Here is a 26,126-nt window from a genome sequence, read left to right as displayed (position 1 = left end):
TACTGTGCGCTGACGAACACACCCCACCGATGCACGGGCATCGGGGCCATGCTACCCGAGATCAGATAACGAGTGCGAATCCGCCCACCAGCGACCAGGCGCCCGGATGGCCCATGGCGCGCAAGGCTTGCGCCGCGCGGGCACTGCGTGCGCCGCTGCGGCAGACGAACAGCAGCGGCGCCGTCGCGCCCAGCCACTGGGGCGCCTGGTCGGCAACGCACGCCAGCGGCACGTTGCGTACCGCGCGGCCATGCAGGCGGACCATGCCTGCAACACTGTGTTCGCGCAGGTTGCGCACGTCGATCACGATTGCGTCCGGATGCGCAGCGAGCCAGTCACGGGCAGCATCGGCGGGCACCAGCATTGCGCTGTCGATGGCGCCATCAATCGCCGGCTCGGCGCCTGTCACAGGCATCGGCGTGGCCAGCGCCGCGCCGCAGCGCGCGATGCGCTCACAGGCCAGATCGAGCGATGCGTCGTCAAGCAGCGCGCCAAACGACAGGCGTACCGCCGCCGCGCTGCGCCAGGCCGGTACGCCCATCGCATCGAGCACATAGCTCGACCCCGCCTTCCCGGCCGAACACGCCGAGCCGGCGCTGACGCGCATGCCGGCGGCATCGAACAGGTCGAGCAGCGTGGCGCTGGCCACATCCGGCACCGAGAAGTTGATGGTCGTGGGGAGCGACTGCGCCAGGGGCGCATTGAACACGATGCCTGGCAAGGCTGCTTCCAGCGCCGTCACCAGGCGCGCGCGGCACGCCAGCAGTGCCGCGCCGTCACGGAACGTATCGCCCCGCTCCAGCGCGGAGAACACGGCGCCCAGCGCCGCGATGCCGGCCATGTTTTCGGTGCCCGAACGCTGGCCATCCTCTTGCCCGCCGCCGCACATCAGCGGCGTGTACGGCGCACTGCGGCGCACGTACAGCATGCCGATGCCTTTCGGCGCATACAGCTTGTGCCCCGAGAACGGCGCGTAGTCGATGCGGCTCGCGGCCAGGTCGAGCGGGAGCTTGCCCAGCGCCTGCACGCAGTCGACCAGCCACAGTGCAGCGCTTCCAACATCGCGCAGCACCGCCTCGATGCCGCGCAGGTCGGATACGACGCCCGTTTCATTGTTCGCCGCCATCGTGCATACCAGCGCTGCGCGCGGCGCCAGCGCGCGCAGCACATCGAGCCGGTGGCGGCCATCGCCATCGACCGGCAGCATGCGCAGCTCGAGGTCCGTGCCCAGCAGCCGGTTCCAGTGCGCCAGACTTTCGGGTATCGCCTTGTGTTCGGTCGCGCCGATCAGGACGATGTCGCCGCAGGCTTCACCACGCGCACGGCGCTCACGCACCGCGCACAGGGCCGAGAGCACGGCCGTCTGGATGCCTTCGGTGGCGCCGCTGTTGAACATCAACCGGCCGTCCCCGGCGCCGACGATCCGGCCCGCACTGGCGCGCACGCTCTCGCGCAGCGCCCGGGCACGCAGGCCCGTGGCATGGCTGCTGCTCGGATTGCCGAAGCCGTCCTGCATGGCGGCCATGGCGGCGGCAGCGGCGGCGGGCAATACCGGGGACGTGGCATTGGTGTCGAGGTAAATTTCGGTCTGCATGAATAGGTGCCAAAAATATAAAAAAGGTGTCGCACAACATGTTATTGTCCAGTAATATGGTACGAGCTAAAGACGGTCAATACGTCCTAAACTTTCTGGTTTTCAATCAAACAGTAGGATAATTATTCTTATAACCAGCAATGCGGAATATGAATTCACTCGACAAGTTTGATTGCGCGATCCTCGCTGCCCTGCAGGCGGATGCCACTTTGTCCATTTCGGGCCTGAGCGAAAAGGTGGGTTTGTCCAGCACGCCTTGCTGGAAACGCGTCAAGCGCCTGGAAGAAGAAGGCTTCATCGAAAGCCGCGTCAGCATCGTCAATCGCGAAAAGGTCGGCTTGCCGGTCACCGTATTCGTCAGCGTCAAGACCCCCGAGCACGACGAAAAATGGCTGGCGCGTTTTGCCGCTGCCGTGATCGCGCTGCCCGAGGTGCTGGAATTTCATCGCATGAGCGGCGACGTCGATTACCTGCTCAAGGTCGTCACCACCGATATCGCCGGCTACGATCGTTTTTATAAAAAGCTGATCAAGACCGCGCGCCTGACCGGCGTGTCGTCGGCCTTCTCGATGGAACAGATCAAGTCCACCACCGCCCTGCCCCTCGAACTGATCTCGCACGGCACGCCAGCCTGAGTCTTTACAGGCGTTCTGCGCTTTCGCCGCGCGCCCGAATCGTGCGATGATGGCGCCCGTCCACATCAACGGGAGACTGAGTCAATGCCATCGAAAATCACCATGGCGCCGCTGGCGCTGGCCGCACTGATTGCCACCATCGGCGTGCACGCGCACGCTGCCGAGCAGGTCGTCAAGATCGGCGTCAGCGGTCCGCTGTCGGGCGCCAATGCGTTTGCCGGCAAGGACAATGAAAACGGCGTGCGCATGGCCATCGAAGAGCTCAACGCACAGAAGATCCAGGTCGGCGCCAACGTGCTGCGCTTCGTGCTGCAATCCGAAGACGACGCGGGCGACCCAAAACAGGGCGTCACCGTCGCCCAGAAATTCGCCGACGCCGGCGTCAAGTTCGTGCTGGGTCCTTACAACTCCGGCGTGGCGATTCCCGCCTCGCGCGTCTACAACGACAGCGGCATCCTGATGTCGACGGTCGGCACCAATCCCAAGATCACCGCCAGCGGCTACCCCACCGTGTTTCGCATCGTCGCGAGCGACACGCAGGTGGGCGCCTCGGTCGCCGGCTACGCAGCCAAGGAACTCAAGATCAAGAACATCGGCGTGATCGACGATCGCACGGCGTTCGGCCAGGGCATAGCGATGGAGTTCAAGCGCCAGGCGCAGCAGGCCGGCATCAAGGTCGCGGGCCACGAGTTCACCAACGACAAGGCCAGCGACTTCGCCGCGATCCTGACCGCGCTGCGCGCCAAGAAGGTCGATGCGATCTTCTACGGCGGCTACGCGCCGCAGGCCGCGCCGATGGTGCGCCAGATGAAGCAGCTCGGCCTGAACGTGCCGCTGCTGGGTGGCGACACGCTGTGCAGCCCCGAGATGGCAAGGCTCGGCGGCGCCGCCGTCGGCGAGAACGTGCGCTGCGCGCAGGCCGGCGCGATCGTCGCCAAGCAGCCGGGCGGCGCGGCTTTCCTGGCCGGCTACAAGAAGCGCTTTGGCCGCGAGCCGGACGTGTATGCGCCATCGTTCTACGACCAGACCAAGTTCATCGCGCAGGCGATCCAGTCGGCCAAGACCGTCGATGCGAAGGCAGTTGGCGTTGCGATGCACACGATCAGCTACCAGGGCGTGGTTGGCACCTATGGCTATGACCCCAAGGGCAATCTGAAGAAAACGGCCGTCACGGTGTACACATTCAAGAACGGCGCTCTCACGCCGCTGGCCAGCTACTGATTCTTTACCAGGACTTCGAACACGATGAACCCATTCTTCAAAACCGGCGTGCTGGCCACGGCCGCCCTGCTTCTGTGCGCCAGTGCCGGCGCCGCGCCGGTCACGGCCACCGCACCAGCATCGGCATCGGCTGCCGACACCCAGGCCGGCAAGGCCATCAACAAACTGGTCGACGAGTATTACGATGCCTATGCGCGCTTTGAGCCGGTGTGGGCGACCGAATCCGGCGACGGCCGCTTCGATGGCCAGCTTGGCCTGCCGATCGCGCCGAAGAACCGCGATGCCCAGTTTGCGCTGTACCGCGGCTACCTGAAACGCCTGGGCACGATCCCGCGCGAGCGCCTCAATCCGCGCGACCAGGCCAGCTACGACATCGTCAAGTTCGAGCTCGAGACCGCGCTGCGCCTGGGCAGCTTCCCCGAGCACCTGCTGCCGGTGGACCAGATGTTCAACATGCCGGTCTTCATGGCCAACTACGCCGGCGGCCAGGGCGCGCAGCCGCTGGCCACGCCGCAGGATTACCGCAACTACCTGAGCCGCCTGGACCAGATGGTCGCCTACATCGACCAGGCGATCGCGAATATGCGCGAAGGCGTCAAGCGCGGCGTCGTGCATCCGCGCGAGCCGATGATGTCGCTGCTGCCGCAACTGAAGGCACTGGTCGCGGCCACGCCCGAGGCCAGCATTTTCTACAGCCCGATCAAGGCGCTGCCGGCGGGCTTTTCAAGCGCCGACAAGACCAAACTGACGGCGTCGTACCGCAAGACGATCGCTGACAAGCTCAATCCGGCACTGGCGCGCCTGGCCACATATGTCGAGAAGGACTATATGCCGGCCACCCGCACGACGGCCGGCTGGGGCGCACTGCCAAACGGCGCCGAGTGGTACAAGGCACGTGTGGCGGCGATGACCACGACGAGCCTGACGCCTGAGCAGATCCACGAGATCGGCCAGAAGGAAGTGGCACGCATCCAGGGCGAGTACGGCAAGATCGGCCCGAAGATGGGCTACACCGGCCCTGCGGCCGGCCTGCCGCGCTGGGTGTCGGAGCAGCCGAAGTACAAGCCATTCACGTCGGATGCGCAGGTAATCGCCGTGTTCGAGAAGATCGACGCCGACGTGCGCACCAAGCTGCCGAAGCTGTTCTCGCTGATGCCGAAGGCGCCGCTCGAAGTGCGCCTGGAACCGGAACTGACGCGTGAGACGGCCTCGGACCATTACTCGTCACCGGCGGCCGATGGTTCGCGCCCCGGCGTGTTCTGGTCGGTGGTGAACGACCCGACCAAGTACGGCAGCACCGGCATGGTCACGCTGTACCTGCATGAAGGCCAGCCGGGCCACCACTTCCATATCGCGCTGACCCAGGAACTGGGCCTGCCAAACTTCCGCAAGTTTGGCGGCAACACGGCGTTCACCGAAGGCTGGGCGCTGTACGCCGAAACGCTGGGCAAGGAAATGGGCCTGTTCGACAAGCCGGAAGATTATTTCGGCCACCTGAACGACGAGATGCTGCGCGCCGCGCGCCTGGTGGTCGACACCGGGATGCACACCAAAGGCTGGAGCCGCGATCAATCGATCACGTACTTCCGCGAGACGCTGGGCTACTCGGAACTGGAAGCGCGCGCCCAGATCGAGCGCTACATGGTGATGCCGGGGCAGGCGCTGGCGTACAAGATCGGCGCCCTGAAGATCATGGAACTGCGTCAGCGTGCGCAGGCGGCACTGGGCGACAAGTTCAACCTGCCGGCATTCCACCGCGTGGTGCTGGATGAAGGCACGCTGCCGCTGGCGGTGCTGGAAGCGAAAGTCGATCGCTGGATTGCAGCGTCGAAGTAACACCGGTACGGTGGACGGCCAGGCCGTCCACCGTACGTTTTAACGCTCGATCATGAACACCGGATACCGGCGCCATTCCGGCTCGCGATAGCGCGCGCAGTTGGCGAAGATGAAGTCCAATACCGCTTCCTGGTTCGTCAGCAAGCCGGGATGTGCGCCCTTCCACTGTTCGAACTTCGCCGCCAGTTCCGGCTCCTGCGCCAGCAGCCGCTCGGCTTCGTCCTCGAACACATATTCCGAATACGCTTCCTTCTTTTCCAGCACGCTGTTGAAGAAGCCCCAGCGGAAGAAGCTGTCGTGCGCCAGTGGCTCGAGCGTCTCGACCGCATAGCGCGCAGTGTCCTGGTCCAGCGGCACCAAATAATCCCCCGCGCGCAGCTGCACGCTGGCGTGACGCCGTTCGAGCACCACCTCGTCATGGAACATGTGGCCTTCGTACGCCGTCGGGCGCGAGGTCACGCTGTCGATCTGGTAGTACGCGACCTGCTGCATGCGGTCCGCCTCGATGCGCTCCATGCGCACGCCATTCCATTCCAGGCGCTCGATCGCTTCGCGCCACTGCTGCGGCACCACGTATGCCTGCGGCGCCGGCACGCTCGCGTCCACCGGGAAGCGGTTGTAGTAGGCGATGTCACGCTCCCAGACGCTGCTGCGGTCGTAGTACAGGCGCGAATAGTCGCCCAGCACGCTCTTTTTATACTTGGCTTCATACCCTTTGAAACGGAAGCTCGACGGATTGGCCTCGTCCATCTTCCAGCGCACCGGCCACTCGGCTTGCGTGCGGCCCGCATCCTTGGCCGCGCGGCGCAACGCCTGGATGCGCGGCGCGTTCTGCACGGTGAAGGCCAGCGCGACGTCGACCAGCGCGCGCATCGATTCGTAGCGGTCCCGGAATGGCTTGAGCATGTGCGTCTCGGGCATGAAGCCGATCGTGTGATGCAGCGCCGCGTAGCCGGTCGAGAAGCGCGCGGTTTCCAGGAATTCGGCGATGCCGTGATCGGGGCTGTCCTGCACCGGGTTCACGTACGGGCAGGTGGGCCAGCCACGCGCGTCCATTCCGGCGTACATCGCGGGCAGCATCTCGGCGCGCAGGAACTCGCCCAGGCCACCACCGAGCTTGTCGGCCTGCGTGTGGATCAGCGTCATCGTGTAGCTGTAGTCGGCGCCATTGGACGTGTGGGTGTCGACCATCACGTCCGGGTCCCAGGCCGTGAACAGTTCGTTGAACACGCGCGCCGTGAGCGTGTCGCACTTGACGAAGTCGCGGTTCAGGTCGAGGTGGCGGCTGTTGCCACGGAAGCCAAACTGCTCCGGTCCATCCTGGTTCACGCGCGACGTGTCGGCGCGGTTGAAGGCGCCGTCGACGTTGTACAGCGGGACGAACAGGAACACGGTCGTGCCCAGCGCATGCAAACGTTCAGGCTCTAGGCAAAAGTCGCGCACCAGCGCCATGCAGCCATCGACGCCTTCCGGCTCGCCCGGGTGGATGCCGTTGTTGTTGAAGAAGACCGCGCGCCCGGCGGCCTTGATCGCGGCGCGGTCGAACACGCCGTCGCTGCTGACCACGCCGGCGTGGATCGGCACGCCGGCATCGGACACGCCCACCTGCTCGAAGCGCAGCACTGCCGGATACTGGCGCGCGAGGTCGTGATACCAGGCGATGCAGTCGGCCCAGGTGGTGGTCTGGTTCAAATTGCCTTGTTCGTAGGGCGTGAGGGGTGCAGTAGCCATGTGTTCTTCGCTAGTAAAAAGGATGCTTACAGGATGACGCCGGAAGGTGCGGCAGGCGCAGTCGCGGTGGGCGCGGCCGGCGCCGGGGGCGCCAGCGTCAATGGCAGGGCGATGGCGACATCGGTGCCTTCGCCGGGGCTCGAGCGCACCTCGATCGTGCCATGCAGCGCGTAGGCGCGCTCGCGCATGCCGATGATGCCGATGCCTTCGGAGGCACTGGCCGTGTCGAAGCCGGCGCCGTCATCGACCACGCGGATGCGCAGCATGCCCTTGCCTTCGTCGAGCAGCAGGCTGACGTGCGCCGAGCGCGCCGCGGCGTGCTTCATGACGTTCGACAGCGCCTCCTGCACGATCCGGTAGGCCGAAATGGCCAGCTCGTTCGACAGGCGCGCGAAGTCGCCTTCGCTGTGCAGGTCGAAGCGGCAGCCGGACGTGGTGTCGTAGTGGCGCACCATCTCTTCGACCGCGCCGTGCAGGCCAAGCATGTCGAGCACCTCTGGCCGCAGGCGGCGCACCAGACGCCGGCCGTTGGCGTACAGGTCGAGCGCGAGCTTGGTGATCGCCTCGGACTTGCGCTTGATTTCCACCACCTCGGGGCCGGCAGGCGCCTTGGCCGCCAGCAGGCCGATCGCCTGCGCCTCGAGGCGCGCCGCGATCAGCGACGCATTGAGTTCGTCGTGGATCTCGACCGCAATGCTCTTGCGTTCGTCCTCGATGATTTCATTGACCTTCTGGATCAGTTTGCGCTTGTCGGCATCGGCGCGCAGCGCTTCGTTGCGCGAGGCAAGCAGGTCGCGCGTGCGCTCGGCCACCTTGTTTTCGAGGTCGCGCTTGGATTCGCCCAGCGCCAGCGACATCTCGCCGATCGACGATTGCAGCTCGCCGATCTCGCCGCCGGTGGTGACCGGCGGATGGACGCGGAAGTTACCGCCCCGGATCTGGCGCAGCGTGCCGATCGCCTCGCGCAGCGGCACGATCAGTGAGCGCGCCAGCACCCAGGCCAGGATGCCGCTGGCGGCCAGCGCCAGCGCCGCCATCGACAGCTCGATCTGGAAGCGGTCGGTCTGCTTGGCCATCATGTTCGCCGGCGACATCGTCACCCGCACCCAGCCCACGACTTCGGTGGTCAGCGTGGGCGGACGCGAATCGCTCGACGCCGACACGTGCGGCGTGCCGTTGTCCGAGAACAGGTTGATCCACACAACCTGCTTGCGGATCGGAGCTTCGTAGTAGTGCGACTGGGCGTCAGCGGCCGATTCGGACACCACGCGCACGGCGGCGCGCCCGCTGCCATCGATGACATCGACGCGGTAGATGCTGCGGTCGGACTGCACCAGGCCATTGATCGTCAGGCGCAGGTCGGACAGGTTGCCCGAGATGACGTTGTACTCGGACGTCTCGGACAGCGCGCGCGCCAGAATACGGCCACGCTCGGCCAGTTCTTCGGCCACCTGCGCGCGGTGCGCGTACCACGAGTACCAGACGAAGGACGTAAACAGCAGGATCACCGGCAGCATCGTGATGACGGCCATGCGCCGCCCGACACCCCAGCCGCGCCAGAAACGCAGGTTCATCGCGCCGCCGGCGCCGGCGCTGGGCGGGCGAAGTTGCGCGCAGCATCCGTCACGCGCAGGTCGAGCGAGCTGGCCACGCCTTCGTTGATGATCGTGCGGAAGTAGCGCGGGAACTGCGGCGCAGGCAGTTCGCCGCTGCGCACGAAATCGGCCGTGAGCTCGGCCACCTGGGCGTTGATTTCTTCGACTTCCGAATACGTGGTGGCCAGCGCGCCGACCTTGACCATGTCGGCCGAAAAACCGATCACGCCCTGCTTGCGGCGGTAGGTCGAGAGCAGGATGTTGCGCACGTTTTCGGCGTTGTAGATGTCGCTGTCGGGCAGCGCCAGCAGCGTCTCGGCACGCGTCATGCTGTTAAGGGTGTGATTCAGGTCGTCACCCGGCGTGAACATCTGGATCTCGGCAGCGTCGTGCAGCACCGGCCGCAGGAAGGCAGTGTCGGGGCCGAGCAGCACGCCTACGCGCACCGGCCGGCCGTACACGAGTTCGGCCAGGCGCATCTGGTCATTCGGCGCCGGCTCGGCATACACTGCAGTGATGGCGATGCGGCGTGGCTTGGGCAGGCGCGCCGTCAGGCCGCGCCATACCTGGCTGGACGTGTAGGCAGAGATGACGACGCAATCGCAGCGCCGCGACAGCGCATCGCGCAGCGCGGTCGGGCCGATCGCGATATAGAGCATGCGGCGCTTTTGCGCGAGCTCGGTGCGAAACGCGGCGAACGTCGGCACCAGGCGCTTGTACAGGTCGTCGACGATGCGGTGCGTGACCGCGCTGTCGTCACCGGTAATGATCTGGAAGCGGTAGCCCTGCACTTCTTCGCGCTCGCGCTCCGTTTGCGTGGCCTGCGGGGCCTGCGCGGCCTGCGCGGCGTGGGCGGCATGGGCGCCGCTGGCGGCCAATGCCAGCGCGATGGCGATCAGCGGGGCCAGTGAACGCGCGCGTGGAGCGTTCTGCATCCGGCGCAGGAGCTTGGCCATCGCTTACGGCTCGATCAGGCCGTGCTTGACGGCCAGCAGGGTGATGCTGGCCTGGCGGTGCACGCCCAGCTTTTCCTTGATCGACTGGCTGATATTGCTGATGGTCTTGGTCGACAGATCGAGCCGCTCGGCGATTTCGGCATTGGTCATGCCTTCGGCCATGAACTTGAAGATTTCCAGGCCGCGCTCATCGAGCTGCGACTGCGGCGTGACTTCGCCACGCACGGCCATGCTGGCCAGGCGGGACGCGATATGCGGCAGGAAGTACAGCTTGCCCTCGTGAGCGTGGCGCACGGCGGTGGCCAGGTCGGCCGGGTCGCAATCCTTGGTGACGAAGGCGTGGGCGCCGAGACGGTAGGTTTCCTTGATCAGACTATCCTGGTCAAACTGGCTGAGAAAAACGATCTTGGCCGACGGATCGGACTTGAGGATGGCCTGGGCCGCATCCATGCCGGTCAGCTCGGTACCAAAGCGCATGTCGAGCACGGCGACGTCGGGCTGCTCGGCCGCGTACAGCGCGGTGGCCTCGCTCGGGGTCTTGGCCTGGCCCACCACCTGCATGCCGGCCGCTTCGAGCGACATGGCAAAACCGGTCATGACGATAGGGTGATCGTCGGCCAGCATGACGCGGATGGGTTTGTTCTGATCTGCCAATTTGTTCTCCTGGCGCGGGGGCCTGTGGTGCACATGCGTTGCGCGTGCGGTGCCTGGTGCGGCATGCACGGCCGGGGCAATGGGCCCCGGGAATAGAGGGGAATTATTTCACACAACGGGCGGGGAAGCGATGGGTAAAAAGGCGCATACGGCAGGCGATGCGCGCTGAGACGGTGCGTTGGCTGGACGTGCTGGAAACATCATCGCACTATAAACCGCCCACTAATAGAATTTTAATTACTTCATAATAGCTTTGCAAATTGCTAGGCTCTAGCATATATTGATTCCGTCAGCGGCAAATATGCACCCTTCAACAATACGCAGGGAGGTCGATATGCATTGTTTTCACATTCATGATGGCGTCGGTAGCAAGCCGGCAAGTTTGCCCTCATCGCCGGACCTGGCCTATGTCTGGACACTCTCGTAGTCAAAACCGTCCTCTTTCGCCCGCCCCTTTTACCCGGCGGGCTTTTTTTCGCCCTGATGACAGGTGCATGGAGAACAACCGATGGATGCCGTCCGCGCCGTAACACCAGCTTTTCACATTCCAAGGGTCAGAGATGCCGTCGCCGGCGCTGTCGCACTGGCCGCCCTCGCCGCCCTGGCCTGGCAGGCGCTGGCCCCGCCCAATGTGCCGGCGCCCGTCGCATCGGTCGCGTCCCCGGCGTGGGCCGCGCGCGCGAACGAACATCAGCGGGTGCTGGCCGCCAGCCCCCGTTCGGTCGGCGGCAGCGACAATGCGCACGCGCGCGCCTACCTGATGACACAACTGCGCGCGATGGGACTGGCGCCCGCCGTGCAGCGCGCCACCGTGCGCACATCGGTCACCCGGCTCTTCGGCGGCATTCACCACACGATCGGGGTCGTGCATAACGTCGTCGCGACGATCCCGGGCGCCGCGCCCGATGCTGCGCAGCGCCATGCCCTGCTGCTGGCAACCCACTACGACAGCGGCGCGGGGCCGCGCGATGCCCTGCCCGGCGCGGCCACCGTCAGCGCCCTGCTCGAAACCGCGCGCGCCTTGCGCGCAGCCCCGCCGGCCAACGATATCGTGCTGCTGTTTGCCGACGGCGAGCGGGTTGGCATGCTGGGGTCCCGAGGATTTGTCGAACAGCACCCGCTGGCAAGCCGCATCGGCATGGCGCTCAGGTTCGATGGCGCCGTCGATGTCCCGCTACGCATGCTGGAGGCGAGCAGCGCGGGTGCACTGGGCCTGGCGGGCTGGATGCAGGCGGCGCCCGAGCTGCGCGGCGCATCCGCGAATGCGACGCTCGCATGGCTGCTGGGCGACGCGCCCCACATCGGCCCGCTCACCCGGCTCGATGCACCGGTGCTGCTGTTCGGGGGCGGCGAGCCACGCGCGACCGACACCGCGCCGCGCCAGCTAGGCGACGCCATGCTGCGCCTGGCCCGCGCCTATGGCACGGCGCCGCTGGCAGCCGGCGGCGAGGCAGCGCACGTCTACTTTTCGCTGCCGGTCATTGGCCCGGTCCACCATGCGGCGTGGCTGGTGTGGGCGCCACCGCTACTGTCCTGCCTGATGCTGGCCGGCGCCTGGCGTGGACAGTTCGGCGAGGACGGCGTGCTGGACGCAGCGCAGGGCGCGTTCGGCGTGTGCTTCCTGCTGCTCGTGGTGCGTGTGGGCACCTGGAGCTGGGATCGCGAGCTGGCCGCCGCCGGCCTGGCCGGTGCACACCGCCTGCCTTTGACCGTTGCTGTCGTCACGGCCTGCGTGTTCGTGGCCGGCCTGTACCTGCTGCGCCGCAGTGTTGGCACGGCCGCGACGGTGCTCGGCGCGCTGGCCTGGCCGACGCTGGTGCTGCTTTTCGCCGCCGTGTTCCTGCCAACGATCGCCCCGCTGCTGGCCTGGCCGCTAGTGGCGGCGCTGGGCGCATTCACGCTGCTGCATACGCGCTGGGGCGAACGGCAAGGATCCGGCGTGCGCCTGCTGGTGCTGCTGGCCGGCCTGGCGCCGGCCGCGAGCCTGCTCCCGCCGGCGCTGCGCGATGCCTGGCTCCTGCTTGCACCGGGCCACATGCATGTTCCGCCGATGCTGATGGCGCTGCCCATGCTGTGCTTTGCAGGTCCCCTGCTGATGCTGCGCAGCAGCGCCGCCGTCAGCGCCGTGCTGGCACTGGCGCTGGCGGCCTGCCTAGCACTGCCGGATGGCGCGGTGGCACTACATGAACAGGCTGCAGAGCCCGCGAACCTCGAGGGGCTGGTCTATTACAAGGACATGAACTCGTGGCGGGCCTACTGGCTGCTGCCGCAGCAGCCGCTTGACGACTGGCGCCGCGACCTGTTCGCGGGCCGCGCGAAGCCGACCGTCTTCGTCGAGGTCTTTGGCCTGCGCAGCGCGCCCCAGTGGTATGCCGTCGCGCCGCGCGACGATGCGATCGCATTCCCCGAGTGCTTCATCCTGCGTAACCACGTCGGCAAGGTGCGGCTGGCCAGATTCACGGTGCGCTCGGCCAATCGCGCCCCGCATATTGCGCTGGCCATGCACGGCGCCCGGGCACTGCGCTCGCGCGTCGACGGCGTAACGCTCAGTGACAAGGAAAGCGCGTGGTCGCTGTCGCTGTACGGGATGCAGGACCGGGTGCTGCACATCGAGATCGAAAGTGAGCCCAACGAGATCTTCGCCATCACGGTGCAGGAACACATTCCCGGCCTGCCACGGCATATCTTGCCAGCGGACCGGCAAGGCGTGGCGCCGCAGGTGGGCACGACGATGTCGACCGATATCCTGCGGTTTTACTGACAAGTTGTCATAAAATGGCCGCGCGCGCCACGAGTGCGCCCTTCCCGATGAATGGCTTGATTAACCATGCAGCGTCAACTTCGCGGCATTCACTTCGCAGCAGGACTCCATGCACAAGATCGTCTCTTCCCTCATCCTCTCCGTCCTCGCCGGCAGCCTGGCGCTGGCCTTCCCGACCCATGCCCAGACCAGAGCCAAGGCCACCGTCCAGGAAGCGCCGCTGCGCGCGCACATGGCGTTCCTGTCGTCCGACGCACTTGAAGGCCGCGGTACCGGCCAGCGCGGCGGCGAGCTGACCGTCACGTATCTTGAAACGCAAGCCGCCGCTGTGGGCCTGAAACCTGGCAACGGCAAGAGCTTCCGCCAGCCGGTCAAGATCGCCGGCGTACGCTCGCTGCCCGAGAAGAGCAATGTCGGCATCGTCGCCAACGGTAAGGCCGTACCGCTGCAGTTCGGCGCGGACTGGGTCTGGGGTCCGGGCGACGGCAAGGCCGATCACACGCTCGACGCCGAGATGGTCTTCGTCGGCTACGGCATCGTGGCGCCGGAAGAAAAGTGGGATGACTTCAAGGGCATGGACGTCAAGGGCAAAGTGATCGTGATGATGGTGAACGATCCGGCGCCGACTGCCGCCGAAGCGAACCGCTTCAACGGCGCGGGCCTGACCTACTACGGTCGCTGGACCTACAAGCTCGAAGAAGCGGCGCGCCAGGGCGCAGCCGGTGTCCTGCTGATCCACACCGATGCATCGGCATCGTATGGCTGGAGCGTGGTGCAGAACAGCTGGGCCAACGCCGAGCGCTTCCAGCTCACCGAAGGCAAAGTGGGCAGCGGCCTGCAGGGCTGGATGACCAACGACACGGCGCGCAAGGTGTTCGCGGCCGGCGGCCAGGATCTGGACAAGCTGCGCGCCGCCGCCGAAGACAAGAACTTCAAGCCAGTCGCGCTGAATGCCCGCGTCAAGGGCGAGGCGCGCGCACAGGTGCGCTCGCTGGAAGAATTCAACGTGGCCGGCGTCGTGCCGGGCACCGATCCGAAGCTGAAAGACGAAGTGGTGATCTATTCGGCGCACTGGGATCACATGGGCAAGCAAGGCACCGAGGGCGACACGATCTTCAACGGCGCCGTCGACAACGCATCGGGCACCGGCGCCCTGCTGGCGATGGCCGCCGAAGCGGTGAAGAACCCGGCCAAGCGCAGCCAGATGTTCCTGTGGGTCGGCGCCGAAGAGCAAGGCCTGCTGGGCAGCGCCGCCTATGTGGCCGCACCCCTGTGGCCGATCGCCAAGACCGCCGCCAACCTGAACCTCGATAGCCTGAACTGGGTCGGCCTGGTCAAGGACGTCAGCGTACCGGGCAGCGAGCGCACCGAACTGGGCGCGATGGCGGCCACGGTGGCCAAGTCGATGGGCATGGTCATTGCGCCAAGCAAGCCGGACCTGGGCGGCGGCTACTTCCGCAGCGACCACTTCAGCTTCGCCAAGGCCGGCGTGCCCGCCTTCTCGGTCGGTTACGGCAGCAGCTGGGTGAAGGACGTCGACGCCAACAACGCCAAGGCCAAGACCTACCGCGAGAAATACCATCAGGTGGGCGACGAATACGATCCGAGCTGGGATCTGTCGGGCATGGTGCAGCAGGCGCAGTTCACGCTGAACCTGGGCCGCGCGGTGGCCGATGCGCCGAAGATGCCGACCTGGAAAGCGGGCGACCCGTTCGGCAAGGCACGCGAAACGGCGAAATAATTCGCTTCAGTAGCAGGACCTGAACGGGCTGGCGTGCATGACGAGTGCGCGCCAGCCCGTTTCTCGTTGTAGCATCACGCCATCGAGCGATGAAAGGCATGCAATGCAGGAGAACGAACTGACGCTGGGCGATGGCAGGGTGCTGCACTATTACGACTGGAAGCCGGAGTTCGAGGAACCCGAGCTGACGGTGTTCTGGCACCACGGCACGCCGAACATCGGCAAGCCGCCTGCCCCGCTGTTTGCCGCCGCGCTCGAAATGGGCATCCGCTGGATCGGCTACGACCGGCCCGGCTACGGCGGCTCGAGCGCGAAGAGCGGCCGCGATGTCGCCTCGTGCGCTGAGGACGTCGCGCGCATCGCCGACCAGCTCGGGATCGAGCACTTCGCCGTGATGGGGCATTCGGGCGGCGGGCCGCACGCGCTGGCCTGCGCCGCGCTGCTGCCCAAGCGCGTCATCGCCGCCGTCAGCATCGCGGGCCTGGCGCCGTTCGATGCGGCGGGCCTGGACTGGTTTAATGGGATGACGGCATCGGGCGCGGCAGCGCTGCGGGCTGCCGCGCAAGGTCATGCGGCCAAGGTGCAGCACGAAGGGCTCAATCAGGAATTCGATCGCGAGATGTTCACGCCCGAGGACTGGGCCGAGCTGTCCGGTACCTGGTCGTGGTTCGACAGCGTGGTCCGGCCGGCGCTCAGCGAAGGTCCGGGTGGTCTGATCGACGACGACCTGGCGTATGTCACGCCATGGGGCTTCGATTGCGCGCGCATCGTGCAGCCGGTGCTGCTGGTGCATGGGGCGCAGGACCGCGTGGTGCCATGTGCGCATAGCGAGTGGCTGGCACGCAGCTGCCGCTCGGCGCGGCTGTGGCAACGGGCGGATGACGGGCATATCTCGGTGTTGAACAGCGCAGCGTCGGCGCTGGCGTGGTTGCGGGAGCAGGCCAGCGATGGTTGAACACGACGCTGACCGCGACTTCATGACCACTTACAAATTCAACCTCCCGCGCGACGCGGCAACCGCGATCTTCGTCGCGTGCCTGCTTCTGGCCCTGACCCTGCACGCGGTACCAGCGCTGCTGGCAGGCCTCCTGGCATTCGTGCTCACGCGCGGCCTGCTGAGCATCCTGCGTACGCGTGACCTGTACAAAAAGCTGCGCTCGCATGAATTCATTGCGAGCTTCGTGGTCGGCCTGGGGTCGATCGCGGTGCTCGCCATCATCACCGTTCTGGTAGTCAGGCTGCTCGAAGGCGAATCGTTGCGTGCGTTCTCGCTGAAGGTGGCCGAGACGATCACGCAGATCAAGCAGTTCCTGCCACCGGCGCTGGCTGAATACGTGCCGCAATCGCTCTTCGAGATGCGCGAACTGGCGTCGGACACCTTGAAAGAGCATGTCAATGCGGTCGCGGGCATTGGCTCGGGCATCCTGCGCAGCCTGCTGTTGACCGTGATCGGCTGGATCACAGGAGTACTTGCCGCAGTGAGCATTACCGTCACACCGACCGACGAAACGAGGCATTCCGTGTTCTACCGGACCTGGCACCGCCATTGGAGCATGCTGGCCACTGCTTTCAAGAACGTGGCCTGGGCCCAGACCAAGATTGCCGCCATCAACGCAACGCTGACGGGGGTGTACCTGTTAGCCGTGATGCCGGCCCTGGGCTGGAATCTGCCCTATGTCAAAACCCTCATCCTGGCGACGTTCCTCTTTGGTCTGCTGCCCGTCGTGGGCAATATCGTGTCGAACACCCTGATCTGCACGATCGCGCTGAGCGTTGCGTTCCCGGCCGCTGTCATTTCAGCGGTGTTTCTCCTCGTCATCCACAAGCTGGAATATTTCCTGAGCGCGCGAATTCAGGGCCATCGCATCGGCGCGAAAGTCTGGGAGCTGCTGATTGCGCTGTTTGCGTTCGAAATCATGTTCGGACCGGCCGGCATGGTCGCCGCACCTGTCATCTACGCGTTCGTCAAAGCCGAGCTGAAGCGGATTCGCTGGTTGAACTGACGCTGGGCCAGTTGGCGTTAATTATTAAAATTGTTGTAATAATCTCCCGACTTGGTTTACCAACTTGCGGATTTGGTTGGGCCAATCTAGAATCGATGAACCGGTTAGGCGCGATGCATCGTCCGGTAGCCTGACGCATCAACCAGATCGGCACCGGCTCTGACATCGAGCCTACTTCGCAGTTAAAAAAATACAAGCCGGAGACATCTTGAAAACCAACTATCTACTGCAGGCCCTTGCGCTCGTCGCACTGGGCCAGGGGGCCGTGCACGCTGCGCCCCTGATGCTGCAAGACGCCAGCATCACCGCCACCTACAACGGCGCAGCCGACGTCATGCTCGGGCTGGATCACGGCTTCGTGGCCGGACCAGGCGCCAATACCAGCAAGCTCGACCCTACCGACACCGGCGTGGAGTTCTTCACGTCGGATTTCCTGTTCGGGATCGACTTTTCCGCTGACGGCATGCTGACCGTGATCGCCAACTATGCCGTCGCGCCCGGCGCCTACAGCATGCGTTTCGATCTTGGCGGCGCACTGCCGATCACGGCGTTCACGCTGGCCGGCGCCAGCGGCGTTACCGGCATTCCTGGCCTGTCGATCATCGACAGTCACACGATCGCGCTCGACCTGAGCGGGGTCGACTGGAGCGAATTCGGCGCACTGAGCGCACGCCTGGAAACCGGTACAGCGGTGGCTGTGCCTGAACCCGGCGCGCCGGCGATCCTGCTGGGTGGCCTGGCCGCACTCGCGCTCGTGCGAAACGGACGCAGCGGGCGCAACGGACGCAAACCACGCGCCTGACCTCGCGTCTCTCGCCATTCAAGGACAGTCCGGCAGCGCGTCAAGCGCGGCGGCGGGCTCGCGGCCTCATTTCCTCCACCAGGAGAACCACATGCACTATCCAGGTTTGCATGCAGCGCTGTGCGCTGCCCTACTCTTTGCCAGCGGCGGACACGCTGCGGCTGCAGTCGATCCGGCGCGCCAGAGCGCCCCTGCCGACGGCTGGGCCAGCCAAGCTGGCGGCACCGTCGGCGGCGCGAATGCCGTCGAATCCCAGATCTACACGGTCACCAACCGCGCCCAACTGCTGGCGGCGATCCAGAACGGCGGCGTCGACAACAAGATCATCAAGCTCGTCGGCGTGCTCGACATGAGCGAAGGCCAGCCCTATGCCAGCAACGCGGACCAGGCGGCGCGCGGCGCGGTGCGCCTGAAAAGCAACACGACGCTGATCGGCGGCGCGAATGCAGGCATCGTCAACGGCCACATCATCCTGTCGAACGTCTCGCAAATCATCATCCGCAACCTCAAGCTCGTTAATCCCTGCGACGTTGCGCCCGTCTGGGATCCGAACGATGGCTCCAGCGGCAACTGGAACAGCGCCTTCGACGCCATCGCCGTGACGGGCTCGAGCCATGTCTGGATCGACCACAACAGTTTTACCGACGTCCCGCGCACGGATAACTTCCTGCCTGTCGAGAACGGCAAAGTTAAGCAGTGCCATGACGGCGCGGTCGATATCACGAATGCGTCCGACTACGTCACCGTGTCGTACAACGTCTTCGGCGAGCACAACAAGAACAATCTGGTCGGCAGCGGTGATGGCGCAACGGCTGACGAGGGCAAGCTGCGCGTCACGTTCAGCAACAACGTGTTCCGCGACGTCTCCAGCCGCGCACCGCGCGTGCGCTATGGGCAGGTGCACTTGTTCAACAACTACTATGCCGGGTCGACGTCGCACCCGGTCTACCGCACCAGCTACTACGTCGGCGTCGGCCACGCCGCCAAGATCCTGTCGAACAACAATGTGTTCGAAGTCGCGGGCGCCACGTCCTGCAGGGATGTCGTCGAGAATTTCGGCGGCACCATCCCCGGCGCCTTCAAGGACACCGGTTCGCTGCTCAACGCCAAACCGCTGGGCGCCTGCGGCGTGCCGACGACCGTCACCTGGACTCCGCCATATGCCTTCAGCGCGCGGCCGATCCCGCTGGTCAAGGCCAACGCGCTGGCGCAGGCCGGCGGCGGCAAGCTGGTGACGACCATCAGCGGCACCGGTAAGGTCGTCGTCGATACCGGCCCGACCCTGGCCTGCCCTGCAACCGGTTTCTACTTCTGCGACGACTTCCAGAATGGCGGCAGCGCCAAATGGGACTTGAAGCCATTACCGGGCCCGAACGGCACCTTCAGCGTGGTGACCGAAGCTGCTGGCAGCGCCAACAAGGTGCTGCAATACACCGCAGCCACCACCGGCGGCGTGCTGGCCCTGATCAAGGACAGCGAAATGGGCGCCGTGCCGTCGGGCGACTACTTCGTCGAAGCCCGCATCCGGCCGATGACCAATGGCACCACCGGGAACAAATTCCTGTTCCTGGTCACCCGCTACGTCGATGTCAACAACTGGTACGGCGCCGGCCTGAACGTGCAGAATGCCACCACCAGCACCCAGGTCGAGATCGTCAAGATGCTGAATGCGGCGCTCAACCGGCAGCGCGCGGTGCGCAAACCGATCGCGATGGACGCCCGGTTCTATACGGTGCGGTTCGAGATGGTCGGCACCACGCTGACGGTGTATCTCGACGGTGAGAATCTTGGCTCGGTGACCGACAGCAGCTTTGCCACGCGCGGCCGGGTCGGCCTGTACACGGCCAACAAGAGTTTCCAGATCGATGACGTGCGCATTGGCGATCCGCGCATGAAACCGGTGCAGCTGACGCTCGCCCCCGGCACGCCCACCTGGGCTGCTGAAGCCGGCGATACCCCGCTGCAGGTGCAGGTCACTGCGGTGGCGGCCGACGGCACGCCCGACAGCTTCACGGCCGAGTCGAGCAATCCTGCCGTGGCCACTGTCACGCTCGACGGCGCGATGGCCACGATCACGCCGGTGGGTGCGGGCACGGCCGACATTCTGTTCCGCGCCGGTTCGGATGCGACCACGACGCGCGCGATCGCAGTGACGGTTTCTCCTCAATTCGTCCAGCCGACCCAGGTGTATCAGCTCGATGGCGTCGCCGTGCCGGCCGCGATGGAAGGTGCCGCCTACATCGACAGCACGCTCAAACTGGTGTTCGACAAGCCGCCGGTCCTCGGCACCGGTGGCACGATCCGGATCTTCCGTCAGGCGGACGATGCGCTGGTGGACGTGATCAGGCTGACCGGTGAAACCGACATGCTCGGTTATCCGGGCCAGGACCAGATCCGCAAGGTGAATACGACGCCGATCCAGATTGCCGGCAACACAGTGACCATCAAGCTGCACAGCAACAAGCTGGACTACAACACGGGGTATTACGTGGCGATCGCCGACGGCGTCTTCACGAACACCAGCCTTGGCGGTGTGCCGTTCCGGGGCATCGGCAAACCGGGTGGATGGGCATTTACCACCCGCGCGGCTGCGCCGAGTGGCACGAGCGTGACGGTCGACGATGATGGTGTAGCGGATTTTCGCACTGTGCAGGGGGCGCTCAGTTACGCGATGCAGAACTTCGCCAGGGCCGTGCCGGTGACGATTCGGGTGATGAATGGCGCGTACGAGGAGCTGCTCTTTTTGCGTGGCAAGGACAATGTCAGCATCGTGGGCCAGAGCCGTGACGGCGTGGTGATCCGCTATACCAACCACAACACGCTCAACCCATTTACCGGCGCGAGCCAGGTGGCAAACGCTGCCGCAGCGGCGACCGGCGGGCGTGCCGTGATGCTGGTCGAGACGTCGGACATGCTCGTACTCGATACTCTCAGCATCGACAATACGACGCTGCGCGGCCCCACCACCGGCCAGGCCGAAACGCTGTACTTCAACAATGACGGTGGCCGCCTGATCGCGAAAAACAGCGCGTTCTACAGCGAGCAGGACACGCTCAACCTGAAGGGCTTCAACTGGTTCTACCGCAGCCTGGTATCGGGAAACGTGGACTTCATCTGGGGCGGCAGCCGCGCCGCGCTGTTCGAAGAAAGCGAAATCCGCACGATCGGCGACACCTCCAGCCCGACCAGCGGCGGTTACGTGCTGCAGGCACGCGTGATCAATCCGGTCGACAAGGGCTTCGTGTTTCTCAACAGCGCGCTGACGCGTGGCCCGGGCCGCGGCCCGCTCAAGAGCGAGGTGCCGGATGGCGCCACCTGGCTGGCGCGCAGCCCGGGTGGCACGGCGAGCTACGACAACATCGCGTTCATCAACACCCGGATGGACCGGCATGTGGCGCCCGCAGGCTGGGCCGGGCTGGGCGTGAACAGCCAGCCCGCACCCAATCCGGTGGTGCCCAATGCGGTGAGCGGCTGGCGCGAATATGGCAGCACTGATCTTGCCGGCGTGCCGCTGGACCTGTCGCGCCGGGTTGGCGGCTACCTGCTGCGCGCCGAGGAGGTGGAAGCCAGTTTTGCGACCCGCGCCCAGGTGTTCGTGGCGTTTGGCGCCGGAGAAGGCTGGAATCCGCAGCCGTAATGAAGGGTTGAAATGACGCAGGGCCCATCGCTTGCTATCCAAGCGATGGGCCCTGCGTGTTTGCTGCTTGTCTGTCTACCGGATTACTGGATCACGCCGCATGCCATGCGGGCGCCGCCACCACCCAGTGGTGCTGGATGATCAGCGTGGTTGTCCCCACCGACGTGCACCATCAGGGCCTTGCCCTTGAGGTCTGCCATTTTCATGCGCGGGGCCAGCACCGGGTTGGTGGCCATGCCTTTTGCGTCAACGGAGAGGCCTGGCAGATCGCCCAGGTGGCCATCGCCCCATGGGGTGCCGTGTTTCTTGGTGTTGGCCGGGTCGAGGTGACCGCCGGCGGCGCCTGCAGGGACGGTCTTGCCGTCCGCCTGGTTCGGTGCGCAGCTGCCGTTGGCATGCACGTGGAAGCCGTGCAGGCCTGGGGTCAGGTCCTTGAGCTCAGGAGTGAACACGACGCCGTATTGAGTTTCGCTGATCTTCACGGTACCGATGCTGGCGCCTTCGCCTTTATCGGTGGCCATTTTCAGCGTGACCGACATGTCAGCAGCACTGGCGGAGGCGCACACGGCGCCGAACAGGACAGCACTCATCCATTGTTTGTTCATGGTTCACTCCTTGGCAAAATTTCGGGATATTTAAAAGACAAGTGAGTGTAGAGCATTCCATGCTGAGGGGGTGTTCGGCTGACCAGGGCTTCCGGGGAATGGAAACGGCATGCCCGCTGGCGCCGGATTCCATGTCACTCGGTGCCCGCTTCGTAGAGACGCAGCACGTCATCACACGACATGACCTCGGCGTATTCACCGTGCAGGTTCGCCAATGCCATCAAATGAACGTCCTCGGCGCTGCGGTGTGCGCCCCCAAAATCCGTCTTGTCGAACGTGAAGGTCGCATCCGACACCACGATGGTGGAAAAGCCCAGATTGCCTGCGGTACGTGCGCTGGCCTCGATCGAATTGTTGGTGCTGACGCCGACGATCACCAGGTGCGTGATGCCGCGCTCATGCAGCCAGCGCTCAAGGCCAGTGTGGATGAAGGCATCGGGAACGTTCTTTTCGACCACGTGTTCATGGACCATTGGATGGAAGCGCGGCTGGAATTCAACGCCGGATTGGCCCGGTGCGAAGACGGAGTTCGGTGAGCGGCTGATGTGGCGGACGCTGACGACCGGGTGCCCTGCCGCCCGCCAGGCCGCATGCAGCCGGCCGATCGTGTCTTCGGCTGTCGGATTGTTCCGGGGTGGCAGGGTCGCGGATTGCATGCCCTTTTGCATGTCGATGATGATCAGGGCTGGTGGCTGGGGCATGCTGATTCCTCTGTGCGCAGATCGCTAAATTAACATCGCTAACCGTGCAGCGATAGGAATGGAATTAATGGGCATCGTCTCAGGGGATAGCGCTATCTTTCGGGCCATCGTATGGGGCCGTGAGTTGGAGTGACTATCCTTTCAGTTCCACTTAAAGGCAGACTCGAAGTGCGGGATAGGCCGTTGATTTTACCGGCCAGTTCCCAATGATGTACCCGCACAGCCAGCAACGAGCTCGTGTCCAAAAATCTCAGACCTGACCCCGGCTTTTTAACACTGAATAAATCATCCGAATTTTATCGTCAAATTTGATGAATCTTTTTCGTGCTGTATGACATTATGGTGAAGAGCCCTAATCTTATCAACATCGTATATGGCTTGGAGATAATAAGACATTCGCAAAAGAATTTGCGTGGTCACTGTAAAGTTATCTTTTGAATTTATAAAATTGTGCGGATCGTCATCAAATTTAAGCAAACTATTAAACGGAAAATTTCGCATATTTAGTCGCATTGTCTTGATTGGCTGAATTCGGCGAATATTTTCTTGATAATATATTTGAATTATATCATCAAGCGACTCATATTTATTCCCTACAATATTAATGAAATACCGCGCATTATTATCTCCTATAGCAATCTCCGAGCTGGAGTTAAATCCAATATATGCATTAGAAATATTTACCCCTGGCAAATTTTTCTTTACATAACTGCGAGCCTTATCGGCTGGCATAGAGCGAGGAAGAACAATCAAACTCGGTGGCGTCTCGTATAGAATTGAACGGCGAATTTCAAGAGATTTTTGATCGATTTCTGGAAACTTTGAAATGGGAAATCCCCGCTCAATTCTCTTTAGACGGCTAGCCAAGTAATGTTTTACGATCACATGTTTAAAAGTTTTACTGTCAATATCAGCACACAGTCGCAGTAGGTTGGCATTTTTACTCACTCCGGCATCATAAAGTTGCTTAAGAAGAGCTGATTGGTCCTCTTTAGCATCTATACATATATAGGCTGCGGCAAAATATTCTTGGAGCGAACGATGCGCCCATCGACTAGAGCTGCCCTCCTGCACAAACAATGGAACGGCATGAAGAAGATCATGACGAAAATTACTCGCAGAATAACTATCATCTGACGTTAAAATTTTAACATCTTCAATTTGAGCCAGCAATTCATCCACAGAATACTCTAGCTTGTTAGCCTGGTAACTTAAAACTCCTAAAGCCCGTAATGCTTTATGGAATCGATCCAAATCTAAGCTGCTACGCTTTATACGAGAAAATCCTCCTAACTCTTTTTTTGCATCATGTGTCTGAAATAAAGCGTCAAAAACCTGTCTATAGAATTCTGACAATCTGACAGGCAGTATTGGCGAGTGGAGAAAAGATTTTACTAAGAGACTGACAAGCAGCGGGTTCGTCAAAAATTCGCTCAAACTATCTTTAGATTGGGACGCAATCTTTTCAATAAGACTCGTAGCAATACTTGGGTCCGGCGATATTTTTCTTATAAGATCGAATGCCTCATCCTTAGATAATGGCTTGATGTTAAACCGATGAAATTCATTCAAGTAGGCTAGAGATTGCTCCTCACGGGATGACAAGATAAACCGACTTCCCCCACTGTCGTTTTTTAGATTGACAATCTGGGTGGAAACGTATTTTTTGTCATCATCTGGAATTTCATCGAAACCATCTAAGAAGAAAGTGAATATTCCCTCATCCAAACACTGCGCTAGAAGTTTTTTGTTCACATCATCCGGAGTTAGCTTTAGCTCCTCAAGGATAAAAGTACGAATCGGCTTTTCCTTAGATAACTTCCTTAGCTCTACAAAGATTGGTATAGAATCTCGAATTCTTAGTGATCTAAGAAATATAAACTTTAAAAGAGTAGACTTACCCATTCCTGCAGTGTCAACAATCAAAACGTCTTTATAAGCAGATAGTAAATCTATTGGATAGTCGTCGACTACAATAGTTCCATTACTATTTGATGAGCTAGATTTCTGCAGCGTTAACGGAATATAATAATTCTCCAAAAGCTGCCCTTCATTTGAAAATACTTGAGAGCTGAAATATTTATGTTTGCTTTCAATTTCATTTAAGTATTTGTCGAATGACAGGGTATATTTTCTCCACTTTTCTTTCGCGATTCCGCTTATTTCTTTAGTTAACTTATTGGCAATTGGCTCAAGGATTTTTTTAGCTAAATCAGATGATGCAAACGTAACTAGGGCTGCAGCAGTTAGAGACATTACAAATCCTTTAAATTATGAAATGAAATAAGAAACATCCATTTAATATACTAACTAAATTTCATGCCAACACAACAGAAATCATAAAAAATCAGATATTTATGCCAAAAGCATATGTATATTTTTTGCTTTAGTTGAGACGATTTATGACGCACTGATCTATTTGCTACCAACAGGTCTAGCAATGCCGTCTGTCTTAGATAATTTCGCTGCGGCCAACCACCCTGTCGAGATGCAGAAGAGCTACTAAGACCTGGAGTCCGCTAACACGAGGAAGCTGACGCGTCGGGACCACTTTCTTGCAGAGATCGACAAGGTCACACCGTATGCAAACTGCACTAGGAAATCGAACCATTAACCCGAAGGTCAAGGATCCTATCTATCCGCTTATTGGTTTAGCGCGTATGCTGCGCATTGACATGGCCTGACAGTACTTTGGCCTATATGACAAGGAGAATAAGGACGCGATCTACGACAGTCAGGTCGTTCGTGGTTTGATCGATATCAATCTCAAGCGGCACACCGCGCCTACGCGACGACATTGCTGAAGTTTTTGCATCTGCTCGAGAACAATGGGCTCATCGAAAGATTTTCGACACCATCAACGGCCATCTCGCCAAGAAGGGCTTGATGATGCATGAGGGGGCCGTGGTCAATGCCACTGATCGCGGCACCACCGTGACTAACAAGAAGGATGGAAAGCGTAGTCCGGGAATGCACCAATCGAAGAAGCTAACCGCAGGCATTTGGGATGAAGGTGCATGTGGGAGTTGATTGCAACGTCCGGTCTAGTGCACATCATCGTCGACAGTGCGGTGAATGTTTCGGATGTTACGCAAGCGGGTGCCCTGTTGCACGGCGACGCGGGCTACGAAGGCGTTAAGAAACGCAAAAAAAATCAAGGCAGACCGGTCATCTGGCACGTCGCGACCAAGCAATGCAAACGCAAGGCACTGCAGAAGAACAAGGTTAGCCGCATGTTTGAAAAACTAGAACATCTCAAGGCCAATCTTCGGGTGAACTTCGAGCATTCGGTCCACGTCATCAAGAACCTGTTCCGTCGTTGAAACTCGCTATCGCGGCTTGGCCAAAAACACTGCTCAGCTAATTACGCTGTTCGGCTTCGCCACTCTGGTGCTGGTCGGCCGACCGGTCGGCGATTTCTATCACTGAATCTCGACTTTCGTCCTGAGCGCCGAAAATCGCAAAGAACGCGGTCAACTCGCTAAAAGACCGCCTCTCGCGACGATAAAAAGCTCACCTTAAAAACCCCAAAGCAGTCTTGCTGCAGGATTGGAGCCGCACTAAAGATAGTCAATTGATCAGCGGTTTTTTAGCGCCGTTTATTGAAAGTGCAGACTTAGGTGATATACGCCGTTTCGGCTTCCGGCCAGTACT

General features: G+C 62.0%; 17 protein-coding genes and 1 pseudogene. 10 read left to right on the top strand and 8 right to left on the bottom strand.

All coding sequences use genetic code 11. The features are described from left to right. Positions 1–61: 61 nt before the first annotated feature. On the bottom strand, positions 62–1,594 hold the full coding sequence (locus NX775_RS17350; RefSeq protein WP_258837117.1) for an aminotransferase class V-fold PLP-dependent enzyme: 1,533 nt from the start codon (positions 1,592–1,594) through the stop codon (positions 62–64). Positions 1,595–1,743: 149 nt separating this feature from the next. On the opposite strand from NX775_RS17350, the gene NX775_RS17345 reads away from it, so the two are divergent. From NX775_RS17345 to NX775_RS17335, 3 genes are all read left to right on the top strand, one after another. Continuing rightward, positions 1,744–2,229, top strand: a complete 486-nt coding sequence (locus NX775_RS17345) for an Lrp/AsnC family transcriptional regulator (protein ID WP_183554394.1) — start codon at positions 1,744–1,746, stop codon at positions 2,227–2,229. 84 nt (positions 2,230–2,313) lie between these two features. Further along, a complete protein-coding gene (locus NX775_RS17340) occupies positions 2,314–3,450 on the top strand; it encodes a branched-chain amino acid ABC transporter substrate-binding protein (protein WP_258837116.1) in 1,137 nt (378 codons plus the stop codon). Between the two features lie 24 nt (positions 3,451–3,474). After that, positions 3,475–5,286, top strand: a complete 1,812-nt coding sequence (locus tag NX775_RS17335; protein WP_258837115.1) for a DUF885 domain-containing protein — start codon at positions 3,475–3,477, stop codon at positions 5,284–5,286. 39 nt (positions 5,287–5,325) lie between these two features. On the opposite strand, the gene NX775_RS17330 is transcribed toward NX775_RS17335, so the two are convergent. The 4 genes from NX775_RS17330 to NX775_RS17315 are packed head-to-tail and all read right to left on the bottom strand — an operon-like array spanning position 5,326 to position 10,222. Beyond that, positions 5,326–7,017 carry a M14 family zinc carboxypeptidase gene (locus tag NX775_RS17330; RefSeq protein ID WP_258837114.1) on the bottom strand — a complete coding sequence of 564 codons (1,692 nt, stop codon included), beginning with the start codon at positions 7,015–7,017 and terminating at the stop codon, positions 5,326–5,328. A gap of 26 nt (positions 7,018–7,043) precedes the next feature. Continuing rightward, positions 7,044–8,591, bottom strand: a complete 1,548-nt coding sequence (locus tag NX775_RS17325) for a sensor histidine kinase (protein WP_229424721.1) — start codon at positions 8,589–8,591, stop codon at positions 7,044–7,046. Continuing rightward, entirely contained in the window at positions 8,588–9,568 is a 981-nt protein-coding gene (locus NX775_RS17320; RefSeq protein ID WP_258837113.1) for a hypothetical protein, read from the bottom strand. Before NX775_RS17320 ends, NX775_RS17325 begins: the two co-directional genes overlap by 4 nt. 3 nt (positions 9,569–9,571) lie before the next feature. Further along, positions 9,572–10,222: a response regulator gene (locus tag NX775_RS17315; protein WP_183554407.1), complete on the bottom strand. Its 651-nt coding sequence runs from the start codon at positions 10,220–10,222 to the stop codon at positions 9,572–9,574. A 508-nt stretch (positions 10,223–10,730) separates the two neighbouring features. Here NX775_RS17315 and NX775_RS17310 point away from each other — a divergent pair. The 6 genes from NX775_RS17310 (at position 10,731) to NX775_RS17285 (ending at position 21,166) form a co-directional block, all read left to right on the top strand. Next, positions 10,731–12,983 (top strand): M28 family peptidase, encoded by a 2,253-nt coding sequence (locus NX775_RS17310; RefSeq protein ID WP_258837112.1) that lies wholly within the window; start codon positions 10,731–10,733, stop codon positions 12,981–12,983. A 109-nt stretch (positions 12,984–13,092) separates the two neighbouring features. Next, entirely contained in the window at positions 13,093–14,724 is a 1,632-nt protein-coding gene (locus tag NX775_RS17305) for a M28 family peptidase (protein ID WP_258837111.1), read from the top strand. A 103-nt stretch (positions 14,725–14,827) separates the two neighbouring features. Continuing rightward, the gene (locus NX775_RS17300; protein WP_258837110.1) at positions 14,828–15,679 is read left to right on the top strand and encodes an alpha/beta fold hydrolase; all 852 of its coding nucleotides are present in this window, start codon (positions 14,828–14,830) and stop codon (positions 15,677–15,679) included. Next, the gene (locus NX775_RS17295) at positions 15,672–16,727 is read left to right on the top strand and encodes an AI-2E family transporter (RefSeq protein WP_258837109.1); all 1,056 of its coding nucleotides are present in this window, start codon (positions 15,672–15,674) and stop codon (positions 16,725–16,727) included. Before NX775_RS17300 ends, NX775_RS17295 begins: the two co-directional genes overlap by 8 nt. 208 nt (positions 16,728–16,935) lie before the next feature. After that, positions 16,936–17,529, top strand: coding sequence for a hypothetical protein (locus tag NX775_RS17290; protein WP_258837108.1), 594 nt, complete (start codon positions 16,936–16,938; stop codon positions 17,527–17,529). A 91-nt stretch (positions 17,530–17,620) separates the two neighbouring features. After that, a complete protein-coding gene (locus NX775_RS17285) occupies positions 17,621–21,166 on the top strand; it encodes a pectinesterase family protein (RefSeq protein WP_258837107.1) in 3,546 nt (1,181 codons plus the stop codon). Positions 21,167–21,249: 83 nt separating this feature from the next. Here NX775_RS17285 and sodC read toward each other — a convergent pair whose 3' ends face one another. The 3 genes from sodC to NX775_RS17270 form a co-directional block, all read right to left on the bottom strand. After that, positions 21,250–21,771, bottom strand: coding sequence for a superoxide dismutase [Cu-Zn] SodC (gene sodC / locus NX775_RS17280; RefSeq protein WP_258837106.1), 522 nt, complete (start codon positions 21,769–21,771; stop codon positions 21,250–21,252). Between the two features lie 134 nt (positions 21,772–21,905). Then, positions 21,906–22,472: a cysteine hydrolase family protein gene (locus NX775_RS17275; RefSeq protein WP_258837105.1), complete on the bottom strand. Its 567-nt coding sequence runs from the start codon at positions 22,470–22,472 to the stop codon at positions 21,906–21,908. A gap of 285 nt (positions 22,473–22,757) precedes the next feature. Beyond that, entirely contained in the window at positions 22,758–24,728 is a 1,971-nt protein-coding gene (locus tag NX775_RS17270) for an NACHT domain-containing protein (protein WP_258837104.1), read from the bottom strand. A gap of 253 nt (positions 24,729–24,981) precedes the next feature. On the opposite strand from NX775_RS17270, the pseudogene NX775_RS17265 reads away from it, so the two are divergent. Next, a pseudogene (locus NX775_RS17265) lies at positions 24,982–25,901 on the top strand (IS5 family transposase). Positions 25,902–26,126 lie beyond the last annotated feature (225 nt).

The organism is Massilia aurea (assembly GCF_024753205.1).
Classification (GTDB): domain Bacteria; phylum Pseudomonadota; class Gammaproteobacteria; order Burkholderiales; family Burkholderiaceae_D; genus Telluria; species Telluria aurea.
Note: the sequence above shows the minus strand (reverse complement) of the source record. Positions and strands in the feature narration are given on the sequence as shown.

Bases quoted from the DNA above. Each gene is read 5' to 3' on its own strand.
- NX775_RS17325 (WP_229424721.1), bottom strand. From the start codon at position 8,591: ATGAACCTGCGTTTCTGGCGCGGCTGGGGTGTCGGGCGGCGCATGGCC.
- NX775_RS17350 (WP_258837117.1), bottom strand. From the start codon at position 1,594: ATGCAGACCGAAATTTACCTCGACACCAATGCCACGTCCCCGGTATTG.
- NX775_RS17340 (WP_258837116.1), top strand. From the start codon at position 2,314: ATGCCATCGAAAATCACCATGGCGCCGCTGGCGCTGGCCGCACTGATT.
- NX775_RS17345 (WP_183554394.1), top strand. From the start codon at position 1,744: ATGAATTCACTCGACAAGTTTGATTGCGCGATCCTCGCTGCCCTGCAG.
- NX775_RS17335 (WP_258837115.1), top strand. From the start codon at position 3,475: ATGAACCCATTCTTCAAAACCGGCGTGCTGGCCACGGCCGCCCTGCTT.
- NX775_RS17300 (WP_258837110.1), top strand. From the start codon at position 14,828: ATGCAGGAGAACGAACTGACGCTGGGCGATGGCAGGGTGCTGCACTAT.
- NX775_RS17330 (WP_258837114.1), bottom strand. From the start codon at position 7,017: ATGGCTACTGCACCCCTCACGCCCTACGAACAAGGCAATTTGAACCAG.
- NX775_RS17285 (WP_258837107.1), top strand. From the start codon at position 17,621: ATGCACTATCCAGGTTTGCATGCAGCGCTGTGCGCTGCCCTACTCTTT.
- NX775_RS17305 (WP_258837111.1), top strand. From the start codon at position 13,093: ATGCACAAGATCGTCTCTTCCCTCATCCTCTCCGTCCTCGCCGGCAGC.
- NX775_RS17310 (WP_258837112.1), top strand. From the start codon at position 10,731: ATGGATGCCGTCCGCGCCGTAACACCAGCTTTTCACATTCCAAGGGTC.
- NX775_RS17275 (WP_258837105.1), bottom strand. From the start codon at position 22,472: ATGCCCCAGCCACCAGCCCTGATCATCATCGACATGCAAAAGGGCATG.
- sodC (WP_258837106.1), bottom strand. From the start codon at position 21,771: ATGAACAAACAATGGATGAGTGCTGTCCTGTTCGGCGCCGTGTGCGCC.
- NX775_RS17295 (WP_258837109.1), top strand. From the start codon at position 15,672: ATGGTTGAACACGACGCTGACCGCGACTTCATGACCACTTACAAATTC.
- NX775_RS17270 (WP_258837104.1), bottom strand. From the start codon at position 24,728: ATGTCTCTAACTGCTGCAGCCCTAGTTACGTTTGCATCATCTGATTTA.
- NX775_RS17320 (WP_258837113.1), bottom strand. From the start codon at position 9,568: ATGGCCAAGCTCCTGCGCCGGATGCAGAACGCTCCACGCGCGCGTTCA.